The organism is Pseudomonas graminis (assembly GCF_013201545.1).
GTDB lineage: Bacteria > Pseudomonadota > Gammaproteobacteria > Pseudomonadales > Pseudomonadaceae > Aquipseudomonas.
This window is the reverse complement of record NZ_CP053746.1, coordinates 3,346,697-3,357,500: the sequence shown is the minus strand read 5'-3', so window position 1 is coordinate 3,357,500 and position 10,804 is coordinate 3,346,697. Positions and strand designations below refer to the sequence as shown.

General features: G+C 59.9%; 9 protein-coding genes (1 of these 9 only partly in view). 8 read left to right on the top strand and 1 reads right to left on the bottom strand.

Annotated elements, in window-relative coordinates:
• A protein-coding gene (locus tag FX982_RS14925) for an aminopeptidase P family protein (protein ID WP_172611442.1) crosses the window boundary here: on the bottom strand, positions 1 to 1,342 show its 5' portion. The gene continues 467 nt to the left of window position 1, outside the view; 1,342 of the gene's 1,809 nt are visible here — the first part of the coding sequence; the start codon lies at positions 1,340 to 1,342; its stop codon lies off the left edge, out of view.
• A 912-nt stretch (positions 1,343 to 2,254) separates the two neighbouring features.
• Here FX982_RS14925 and FX982_RS14920 point away from each other — a divergent pair.
• The 8 genes from FX982_RS14920 to rfaH all read left to right on the top strand — a co-directional run bounded on the left by FX982_RS14920 (position 2,255) and on the right by rfaH (position 10,795).
• Positions 2,255 to 3,040 (top strand): hypothetical protein, encoded by a 786-nt coding sequence (locus FX982_RS14920; RefSeq protein ID WP_172611441.1) that lies wholly within the window; start codon positions 2,255 to 2,257, stop codon positions 3,038 to 3,040.
• Positions 3,041 to 3,141: 101 nt separating this feature from the next.
• Positions 3,142 to 4,263, top strand: coding sequence for a DegT/DnrJ/EryC1/StrS family aminotransferase (locus FX982_RS14915; RefSeq protein ID WP_172611440.1), 1,122 nt, complete (start codon positions 3,142 to 3,144; stop codon positions 4,261 to 4,263).
• Between the two features lie 53 nt (positions 4,264 to 4,316).
• The gene (locus tag FX982_RS14910; RefSeq protein ID WP_172611439.1) at positions 4,317 to 5,831 is read left to right on the top strand and encodes a lipopolysaccharide biosynthesis protein; all 1,515 of its coding nucleotides are present in this window, start codon (positions 4,317 to 4,319) and stop codon (positions 5,829 to 5,831) included.
• Positions 5,832 to 5,848: 17 nt separating this feature from the next.
• Positions 5,849 to 6,778 (top strand): glycosyltransferase family 2 protein, encoded by a 930-nt coding sequence (locus tag FX982_RS14905; protein WP_122624811.1) that lies wholly within the window; start codon positions 5,849 to 5,851, stop codon positions 6,776 to 6,778.
• On the top strand, positions 6,768 to 7,220 hold the full coding sequence (locus FX982_RS14900; RefSeq protein WP_172611438.1) for a low molecular weight protein-tyrosine-phosphatase: 453 nt from the start codon (positions 6,768 to 6,770) through the stop codon (positions 7,218 to 7,220). The genes FX982_RS14905 and FX982_RS14900 overlap by 11 nt, the downstream gene beginning before the upstream one ends.
• Entirely contained in the window at positions 7,221 to 9,437 is a 2,217-nt protein-coding gene (locus FX982_RS14895) for a polysaccharide biosynthesis tyrosine autokinase (RefSeq protein ID WP_122537786.1), read from the top strand.
• A 27-nt stretch (positions 9,438 to 9,464) separates the two neighbouring features.
• Entirely contained in the window at positions 9,465 to 10,265 is an 801-nt protein-coding gene (locus tag FX982_RS14890; RefSeq protein ID WP_172611437.1) for a WbqC family protein, read from the top strand.
• Between the two features lie 5 nt (positions 10,266 to 10,270).
• Positions 10,271 to 10,795, top strand: a complete 525-nt coding sequence (rfaH, locus tag FX982_RS14885) for a transcription/translation regulatory transformer protein RfaH (protein ID WP_172611436.1) — start codon at positions 10,271 to 10,273, stop codon at positions 10,793 to 10,795.
• Positions 10,796 to 10,804: the final 9 nt, after the last annotated feature.

Here is a 10,804-nt window from a genome sequence, read left to right as displayed (position 1 = left end):
GAAAGTGCGCACGAGACAACGCGATGACGCCCTTCAGAACGCGCGTGCAGTCGCGCTTCTGCTCAGCCGTCGGCGTGCCGATGGGTACCATGCGGGTGATATCGGTCGTGCCGCCCAGGTATTGGCCGCCGGAATCGATGAGCAGCAAGCCATCACCTTCGATTTGCGCGTGCTCTTCTTCGGTGGCGCGGTAGTGAGGCATCGCCCCGTTACCGTTGAAGCCGGCAATGGTAGCGAAACTCTGGGACACGTAGCTCGGACGACGGGCCCGCGCCGCGCTGAGCTTCTCGTCGATGGTCAGTTCGCTGACGGGCTCGTTACCCAGCGCTGAATCCAGCCAGGCGAAGAACTCGCACAGCGCCGCGCCGTCCTGCTCCATCGCCTGGCGGATATGCCGGGTGTCGGCAGCACTCTTCTGCGACTTGAACAGCGTGGTCGGGTTCAAACCTTCGACCAGCGTGACTTCGCTGTCCAGGTAATCCAGCAGGCCACAGGTGACCCGCGCCGGATCCACCAGCAATCGGGCGTCCTTGGGCACGTTGCGCAACGCAGTGCCGATGCGCGTGTATTCATGCAGGGTGATGCCTTCTTGCTCCAGCGTGCTTCGCAGCGCGGCATCGACTTTTTCTGATGCGACAAACAGATTGATGCTGTTCGGGCCGATCAGGGCGAAGGAGATGAACACCGGGTTGTAGGAGACATCGGCGCCACGCAGGTTAAACAGCCAGGCGATGTCGTCCAGCGTCGCGAGGAAATGCCAGTCTGCGCCGCGCTCGGCCATCACTGTGCGCAGTCGAGTGAGTTTGTCGGTGCGGGTTTCGGTAGCGTGGGGCGCCGCGTGCTCATAGACAGGCTGGGCCGGCAACGCAGGCCGGTCGTTCCACAGCTCCGTTAAAGGGTCGAGGTCGGTGCGAAGCCGCGCGCCTTTTTCGTACAAGTTGGCAGCCAACGTACGCGACGACGCTACGGCTAATACCGCACCATCCACAGCGACGACGGAATCCGCCTTTGCCTGGCCAGCCAGCCATTCAAGTGGGCCGGTCTGGCCGGGCTGCAGCTTGACCAGTTCGATACCGCTGCCTGCCAGTTCCTTGCTCGCCTGCTCCCAATAACGGCTGTCTGCCCAGAGGCCGGCGAAGTCCTGGGTGATGATCAAGGTGCCGACGGAACCGTGGAAGCCGGACAGCCACTGCCGCCCTTGCCAGTAACCCGGCAGATATTCAGAGAGATGAGGGTCGGCCGACGGCACCAGCCAAGCGTCGATGCCTTCACGGCTCATCAGGGCGCGCGCCTGCGCAAGGCGTTGCATCGCCACTCCAGTGGTTTTCGACTGCGTATTCATTGAATCTCCTGGTGACCCGAATTGTTTGCATCGCAGACCCGGATAATGGAGCAGCGATCAAAGCTGAGCAACCGCAGCGCCGCCTCCACTGTCGGGCGCAGTAATGGCACGTAGGGTCCACTGCCTGGCGCACTGATGAAAGCTTCGTCATATCAATCACTTCACCCGCCTCGATTTATATATAACCGAACACAGTTCCATCTATAAAACTGCAACACCGCTGTGGTCGCTTAATTACACACTTACCGCTCAGTGGATTAGTTACTCAACCGCACCATTACGTTTGTATGACGGGATTCAATCCTTGAGCGCCATAAAACCGTTAACCCCACCCGCGCCCAAGTTCTGACGTTGGAAAAACGTCTTCCCGGTTATTTTTGACGGCCAGTTGGGTGGTCGTCAGGAGTGCCTAAAAAGCGTCGCGCACCACGACGGGGCAATGATGTTTTATTGACTCCAAATAAAATCAATGACTTAGCGATGCTGACGGCCCGCCTATCAAAAAACTAACAGAATGATGGCGAAATAATTTGACAGAAACTCCGCCTCCGTCGATATATAGGCACGTCCAATGTTTTCCCGTTTTTGCAGTGCGGCCCTAGAGCTGTGCGCCGAGAGCATTCCGACTTAATTACCCTGCGACTGCCCAAAAAGTTGACGATTCAAACGGTATGAAATCAGCGCCGGTGGGCAGTTTTTGGTTCAAAGAAAGGTTTTTTCGAATTACTGAATTTGCTCGGTGGGGCGGTAGCTTTGCCCAACGCTTTAGTCAGCCAGTGCTGAATAAGGCCGCCGTTTGAATGCACGCCTAATTAATACAACGGCAGGATCTGCAGATTCGGGCGGTAGCGTGCCTGAAGCGCAATCTACCCCCTGCCCTGCACTCCTCACTCTCTCCGAGGGCCTGATGCAATGCCTTTATCTTTCGACATGGATGAGCAGCTGGTTCAGCGACTGGCTGACGAAATCGATACCAACGGCTTTGCAAAACTGAACGCGGCCGTTCCGGACTCGGACCTGCAGCAGCTACAGGCCTGGACTGACGAGCAGGCGCAGAAACACCGGGGCGAATACTTTGCCTACCACGGCGAAGCTGCACTGAGCGAAAGCCTGCTGGCGAGCTACTGGTCTGACCCGCGTTTCAAGGCGCTGCTGGGTCGTCTCTATAAGCATGCAGCCCGCCGCGACGCTGCGAGTGACCGCATCTTCCCGGTCCTGCGCTGCGTGCAGGGCAATCAGGGCAAGCGCGAATCCAACAGCTTCCATTACGACGCCAGCCTGGTGACCGCGCTGATCCCCGTGTTTATCCCCAGCGAAGGCGAAGGACGCGGCGATCTGATGCTGTTTCCCAACATCCGTCGGGTGCGCTCATGGGTGTTGTTCAACGTGATCGAGAAAGCTCTGCTGCAGAACAAGATCACCCGCGGCTGGATCATCAAAGGCATGCAGCGCAACTGGCTTAAGCCATATGTCCTGCGCCTGGAGCCGGGCAGCGTTTATTTCTTCTGGGGTTATCGCAGCCTGCACGCCAATCAGGCCTGCCGGCCGGACGTGAAGCGCGCCACCGCGCTCTTCCACTTCGGTGACCCCCATACCGGCAGCCTGGCCACCCGGTTGATCCTGAAAATCAATCAAGGCCGCGCGCGGCGGATGAGCAACAAGGCAGGCAACCCGCCGCCGGCATCCACCCCCAACTGATTCCCCTTGAACCTGGCGTTGACGGCCCGGCGTCAGACCGGCGCCACCGCATCACTGCCCAAAAGCCTTTTAAAAGCTTTGCATCTGAAATGGAGAATTCGATGATCAACGTCACCAAGACTTACCTGGGCGATATCGACAAGTTCAAGGGCTACGTCGAGGGCATTTATGCGCGCGGCTGGCTGACCAACCACGGGCCGCTGGTGTGCGAGCTCGAACAACGCCTGAAAGAATATCTGGGCGTCAAACACGTCATCCTCACCAACAACGGCACCCTCGCCCTGCAGGTCGCTTATCGCGCGCTGGGCCTGAGCGGCAGCGCAGTGACCACGCCGTTCAGCTTCGTCGCGACCAGCAGTTCGCTGCAGTGGGAAGGCATTCGACCGATCTTCGCTGACATCGACGCCCAGACCTGGAACATCTCGCCCGACCACATCGAAAGCCGCATCGTCTCCGACACCACTGCCATTGTCGGCACCCACGTGTTCGGCAATCCGTGCGCTGTCGAGCGCATCGAAGAGATCGCCCGTCGGCGCAATCTGAAAGTCGTGTACGACGGCGCCCATGCCTTCGCCGTGCGCCACGCTGGCCAGTCGGTGCTCAACTGGGGCGACATCAGCACCCTGAGCTTCCACGCCACCAAGCTGTTTCACACCATCGAAGGCGGCGCGATCATCACCAACGATGACGAAACAGCGCGCCGGGTTCACCTGCTGTGCAACTTCGGCATCGTTGACGTCGACAAGATCGAAGGCATCGGCATCAACGCCAAGCTCAACGAATTCTCCGCCGCGATGGGCCTGTGCATTCTCGACGACATCGAGAACATTCTTCAGGAACGTGCCGAAATCGCTGACCGCTACACCACCCGCCTGGGCGATTACGTCGACCTGCAGCGGCCGGAAAACAACAGCCAGCTCAATCACAGCTATTACCCAATCGCCCTGAGCGACGAACAGCAACTGCTGCGTTTGCGTTCAGCGCTGAACACCAACGGGATCAACCCGCGTCGTTACTTCTATCCCTCGCTGGACACCCTTGAGTACTTGCAGCCGCAAGCGGCACAAACCGCTTCGCGTTCATTGAGCGAGCGCGTGCTGTGTCTGCCGATTTACCCAGGCCTGCTGCGCGACGATCAGGACCGCGTGATCAGCACGGTGATCGCCGAAACCAGCGGCGCCCACTCGCCCTACCGTGTGCCGTCCCTCGCGCAGGTCATGTAACACCGCCGGGCCAGCCATTGCGCCATTCACCTGTTTCGCCGGAAGGACTTTCGATGCAAACCAAGCGCTCAGTCATACGCAACACTGCGTTGAGCTATGCAGGCCAGGCCTACACGCTGCTCGTAGGGATCCTGATCATGCCGTTCTATCTCGGCCACATGGGCGCCGAGGCATACGGGCTGATCGGGTTCTTCTCAGTGCTGCAGGCCTGGCTGCAATTGCTGGATGCGGGGTTGTCGCCAAGTCTGGTCAGGGCAGTGGCGCATCGACAAGGCAGTGAGGGACTGGATCGCTACACAGGCCGCCTGCTGCGCTCGTTCGAAATCATTTTCCTGCCACTGGCGGGGTTCTGCTGCGTGGCGATGTACGCCGGCAGCGAATGGATCGCCGTGCACTGGCTCAATGCTCAGCAATTGTCGACCGAAACGCTGGTGCAGTGCATCGGGCTGATGGGCATCGTCATCGCCCTGCGCCTGTTTTCAACGCTCTATAAAAGCGGGATTCAAGGCCTTGAGCAGCATGCATGGCTGAACATCGCCAACGTTATCATCGCCACGCTGCGCTACTTCGGTGGCCTGCTGCTGGTGAGCACGATTTCCCACGACCCGGTGCACTTCTTCGAATTCCAGGCGCTGGTGGGCCTGATCGAAGCTGTGATCTTCGCGGCCCGTGCCTATCAGCAGATGCCGACGCCATCGCCGCTGACCGGTTTTGACTGGGATCTGGTCAAGCCGATCATCCCGTTCGCGGCGAGCATGTCCGGCACCGCGGTGCTGTGGATCGTGCTGACCCAGATCGACAAGGTGCTGCTCTCCGAGCTGCTGCCGCTCAATGAATATGGTTACTTCTCGCTGGTGGCGCTGATCACCACCGGGATCATGATGCTCTCCAACCCGCTGGCGCAGACGCTGCTGCCCCGCCTCACCGTTTTGATGGCCGAAGGGCGCCGGGACGACATGCATCAGCTGTATCTGGCGGCTAACCGGTTTGTGTGCACGTTCCTGTTCCCGCTCGCGGCGCTGATCGCGCTGCACGCCGACGAAATGGTCTTTGCCTGGTCGGGGGATCGCCCTGCTGCCGACTGGAGCCGAACGATTCTGCCGTGGTACTCGCTGGGCAGCGCCATCATGGCCGTCAGCGCTTTCCAGTTTTACCTGCAATACGCCTACGGGCGCATGCACCTGCATGTCTGGTACAGCATCGTTTCGGCGCTGATCACGGTGCCGGTGATGTTTCTGGCGATTCGTGGCTATGGCGCTTACGGCGCGGCGATCGCCTGGTTCGTGTTGCGCGTCGTGTCCTTCGCCGTCTGGCCGGTCATCGTCCACCAGCGCCTGGCCCCGGGCATTCACAGCCAATGGCTGCGCGACATCATCCGCATCAGCGTGATGACCGGCGTGGGCCTTGCGATCACCGAGCCCTTGCTACGCCTGATCGCCAATGAAAACCGCATCAGCATCTTCTTGGGTCTGGCCGTCAGCGGCCTGCTCACGCTGCTGATTGTGGCCGCCAGCTACAAGCCGCTAGTCATGAAGATTTCCGTTCTGTTCAGCAAACCCAGTGTTTAACTCCGAGTACCCAAGCCATGGATGCTAATAGCAATAAGACGAGCACCTCGCCGTCCGCCGCGCCCTTGGTCAGCATCGTCTGTCCAGCCTACAACCAGGAAGCCTACGTCGCCCAGACGCTGGAAGGCTTCCTGATGCAGCAAACCACGTTCGCCTTCGAAATCCTGGTGAACGACGATGCCTCCACGGATGGTACTGCCCGTATCATTGCCGATTACGCCAAGCGCTTCCCGACGCTGATCCGGCCCTTCTATCACGAGACCAATCAGTACTCGCAGAACAACCCGCCGGTGCCGCGCCTGTTCGGCGAAGCGCGTGGCCGCTACATCGCTTACTGCGAAGGCGACGATTACTGGACTGACCCGCGCAAGCTGCAGATCCAGGTGGACTTCCTCGAAAACAACCCGGATTACGTGCTGACCTACCACGACGCGATCCCCTTCGACATCAGCGGCCAGTACCCTATCCAGCTGCAAGGCAAGCTGCGCGGGGATGCCACGGCGCTGGAGCTGCAGAAGGCGCGGCCGATCTCGACATTGACCACGGTATTCCGCAACGTCTTCGATTCGTTGCCGCCCGAGCTGCGCGCCGCGCCACTCAATGATCTGGTCTGGTGGTCGCTGCTCGGTGCCTACGGCAAGGGCAAATTCATGGGTGAGGTCAAGCCGGCGATGTATCGGTTGCACCCGGGAGGCGTGTTTTCCATGCGCTCCAACAAACGCAAGCTGCACATGGCGCTGCAGACCTCCGGCGCCCTGGCCAACTACTACAACCGACTCGGTAATCAGGAGCTGTATGAGCACTTCCTGATGGAGCTGGTCGAGTACTCGCTGTCGGCGATTACCCCGAAGCGCAAGATGCAGACGCTCCTGGCGGTCGGGCAGAACTTCAGCACCAACATCAGCAAGAGACTGATGACGAGCCTCAGCAAAGGTCATGTTCAGTAACGTACTGGTGGTCTGCGTCGGCAATATCTGTCGCAGCCCCATGGCCGAAGCCATGTTCCGACAACGGGTGCCGAACGCGCGCGTCCAGATCTCGTCGGCCGGGACCCACGCCATGCTCAGTTCCACCATTGACCCGCTGGCTCAGGCCGTGCTGCTGGTCAATGACGTCCCCGCCCACAAACATCGAAGCCGTCAGATCGATCGGCAGATGCTCCACGAAGCAGAGCTGATTCTGGTCATGGAGCATCGTCAGACCCAGAGCGTCCTCAAGCTGGCCCCCGAGGTACGCGGCAAGACGTTTCTGATTGGCAAATGGCAACACGCGCTGGAAATCGCCGACCCCTACCGGCGCCCGAAACTAGCCTTTGAACAGACCTACGAGCAGCTTTCGCGTTGCGTCGACGACTGGCTTCCTTATCTTCAGTCAGGAGATCCAAGATAAATGACCGCTATGAACCGTACTTCTCTGGACGAGGTCCAGGACTCCCGGATCGATCTGGCGACTATCTTGCGCACACTTTTCGATCACAAAGGATTGATTGCGTCGATTGTCGGCATCTGCGTCCTGCTCGGCGCCACCTACGCCATTCTCGCCACGCCGATCTTCCAGGCCAACGCGATGATTCAGATCGAGCCGCGCAAAGTCGGCATCGAGGGCCGCACCGAAGTCTCCAGCAAGCCGCTGTCGGTTTCCCAGGCGACCACCGAAATCGAGCTGATCAAATCCCGCGCGGTGCTGGGCAAGGTCGTTGATGACCTCAAGTTGTACATCGTGCAGAAGCCCAAATACATCCCGGGGCTGGGCAGCTACATGGCGCGTCGGTTCAAGCCCGAGCGTGAAGGCGCGCTGGCTGATCCGATGTTCGGCCTGAACAGCTACGCCTGGGGCGGCGAAAAAATCGACGTCTTTCAGCTAGACGTGCCGGACGCACTGCTTGGCGAAAAGATGACCATGGTGGCGGGCAAACCGGGCACCTTCACCCTGTATGACGAAGACCGTAACAAACTGCTCAGCGGCCCTGTCGGTCAGACGGTCGAAGGCAGCGGCATCAAAATCCAGGTGGCTGCGCTCAACGCCCGTCCGGGCACCGAGTTCACCGTGGTGCGTCAACGCACCCTGACCGCCGCGCTGGATTATCAGGACCGTCTGAAAATCATGGAAGCGGGCAAGGACTCCGGGATCGTCTACCTGTCGATTCAGGACCCCGACCCGGCACTGGCCAAGCGCATCCTCAACGAAGTCAGTCGCCTGTATGTGCGCCAGAACGTCGAGCGCAGTTCGGCCGAAGCCGCCCAGCGTCTGGAATTCCTGCGTTCGCAACTGCCTGCCGTGCGCAAGCAGCTGGAACAGTCGGAAATCGCGCTGAACAACTTCCAGATGGGCGCCAAGTCGGTTGACCTGAGCGTTGAGACCAAATCGGTTCTGGATCAGGTGGTCAAGCTGGAAGGCACCCTGTCGGACCTGAAAATGAAGCGCGTCGACGTCGAGCGTCTGTACACGCCGGAGCATCCGACCTACCGAGCCCTGATGACTCAGATCGGCCAGGTTGAGGCACAGAAAACTGCGCTGCTGAAGAAGATCGAAGCCCTGCCTGCCACGCAACAAGAGCTGCTGCGCCTGAACCGTGACATGCAGGTCACCTCGCAGACCTACACCCTGTTGCTGGACAAGAGCCAGGAGCAGGACATTCTGCGCGCCGGCAGCATCGGCAACGTTCGCATCATCGACAACGCAGACGCCAACGTCGAAGAGCCGGTCAAGCCGATGCGCAAAATCATCGTGCTGGTCGCCGCCCTGATCGGTTTGCTGCTGGCCGTTGCCACCGTGTTTGTGCGCCAGGCGTTCTATCGCGGCGTGGACAACCCGGAAGTCATCGAAAACCTCGGCATGCCGGTGTACGCGTCGCTGCCGTATTCGCGACTGCAGGAACGCATGGAAAAGGCCGCCCAGAGCCGTTCGACAAGCAAGGAGCCACGCCTGCTGAGCGTCAGCGCGCCGACGGAACTGGCGATCGAAGCATTGCGCAGCCTGCGCACCAGCCTGCACTTCGCCATGCTCGAAGCCCGCAACAACGTGCTGATGATTTCCAGCCCGACGCCGGGCGTGGGCAAGTCGTTCGTCTCCAGCAACCTGGCGGTGATCATTGCGCAGACCGGCAAACGCGTGTTGCTGATCGACGCCGACATGCGCAAAGGCTACCTGCACAAGATGTTCAACCTGACGCCCAAGCATGGTTTGTCGGACACCCTCGCTGCGCGTCTGGGCAGCAAGGAAGTCATCAACCACACCGAAGTGCGGAACCTGGATTTCATCTCCTGCGGTTACGCGGCGCCGAACCCGTCCGAGCTGTTGATGCACGACAACTTCAACAAAATGATCAGCGAGCTGTCGCCGCTGTATGACCTGGTGATCATCGACACCCCGCCGATTCTGGCCGTGACCGATGCCACGCTGGTCGGCCGTCAGTCCGGCACCTGCCTGCTGGTGACCCGCTTCGGCCTGAGCACCGCCAAGGAAATCGAAGCGTGCAAACGCCGCCTGATGCACAACGGCATTCTGATCAAGGGTGCGATTTTCAACGGCGTCCTGCGCAAGGCGTCGACCGCCGACTACGACTGCGCCGCATACGGTTACGACTACACCACGGTCCGCAAGTAAATCGACACGCACGCCAAGGAGAAACACATGGCCAGGACCCTTGCAGTGATGCAGCCCTACTTGTTCCCGTACCTGGGCTACTTTCAGCTCATCGCTGCTGCAGACGTCTTCGTCCTGGGAGATGATCTGCAGTATGTGCGGTCCGGCTGGGTCAATCGCAATCGCATCCTGCACAACGGCGCGGCCAGGCTGATCAGCTTCCCGTTGAAGAAAGACCGCTTTCAGCTGCAGATCAATCAGCGTCAACTGTGTGAGCACTTCAGCGATGAAGCGCCACGGCTGATCGATCTGCTCGCCGAGAGCTACCGAGAGGCGCCCTACTTCGCGCAGGTCATGCCGCTGCTGGAACGGTTGATCCGTTTCCCCCAGCAGAACATCGCGCTGTATGCCGAACACGCCATCCGTGAAATGTGTGCTTATCTCCACATCGTAACGCCGATCCTGCGCAGCTCGGACCTGATATTAGGTAGCGCTGCGGACAAGCAAGAGCGCATTATCCGCATCGCTCACACGTTTGAAGCCACCACGTTCATTACCCCGGAAGGCGGCTCGGTGCTCTACGACCGTGATCACTTTGCCCGCAACGGTTTGCTGGTGCGGTTTTTCCGGATGAACCCGGTGGTGTATCGGCAGTTCAGGCAACCTTTCGTCGCCAACCTGTCGATCATCGATGTGCTGATGTTCAACTGCGTCGAGCAGGTGCAGCAACTGTTGACCGAATACGGGCTGGACAAAAATCCACCCTGCGCAAGGCCCGTCATGATGCACGGGCTGGCGCAAAAACCTGACGTTGTCCTGACCGGGTCGCACCGGATCGCAGTGGAGTGAAGTGTATGTCTGAAGTCGTCAATAGCTCCGGTGGCTCCGCACGCTGGTACCTCATCCAGACCAAACCCCGTCAGGAAGCACGTGCCGCAGAGCACCTGCAACGTCAGCAGTTCGAGTGCTACCGCCCGGTCAAGCGCGGTGAGAAAAAACGCGGCTCACGGGCGCCAGCCGAAGAAGAGCTGTTCCCCGGTTACCTGTTCATCCACATGGACCAGGCCAGCGACAACTGGTACCCGATCCGCTCGACCCGGGGCGTGGCGCGCATCGTTACGTTCGGCGGCATGCCGGTTCCGGTGCAGGATGCGTTGATCGAGCAGATTCGCCAGCGTCTGTTGGCGCCGCCGGCCAGGGTCGCCTTTCAAGAGGGCGAAACGGTGCGGGTCACGGCCGAGGGCTTCAACGACGTCGAAGCGATCTTCCTGGCTGCCGACGGTGATGAACGTGCGGTGATTCTGCTCAACCTGCTGCAACGCGAGCAAAAGGTCACCCTGCCGGTCAGCAGCCTGTCACGGATGCAAGCGCGGGCGTGAGCCGTTAGC

Coding starts and splice junctions, on each gene's coding strand:
- FX982_RS14895 (WP_122537786.1), top strand. CDS start 7,221: ATGACCGCTATGAACCGTACTTCTCTGGACGAGGTCCAGGACTCCCGG.
- FX982_RS14905 (WP_122624811.1), top strand. CDS start 5,849: ATGGATGCTAATAGCAATAAGACGAGCACCTCGCCGTCCGCCGCGCCC.
- rfaH (WP_172611436.1), top strand. CDS start 10,271: ATGTCTGAAGTCGTCAATAGCTCCGGTGGCTCCGCACGCTGGTACCTC.
- FX982_RS14910 (WP_172611439.1), top strand. CDS start 4,317: ATGCAAACCAAGCGCTCAGTCATACGCAACACTGCGTTGAGCTATGCA.
- FX982_RS14920 (WP_172611441.1), top strand. CDS start 2,255: ATGCCTTTATCTTTCGACATGGATGAGCAGCTGGTTCAGCGACTGGCT.
- FX982_RS14900 (WP_172611438.1), top strand. CDS start 6,768: ATGTTCAGTAACGTACTGGTGGTCTGCGTCGGCAATATCTGTCGCAGC.
- FX982_RS14915 (WP_172611440.1), top strand. CDS start 3,142: ATGATCAACGTCACCAAGACTTACCTGGGCGATATCGACAAGTTCAAG.
- FX982_RS14890 (WP_172611437.1), top strand. CDS start 9,465: ATGGCCAGGACCCTTGCAGTGATGCAGCCCTACTTGTTCCCGTACCTG.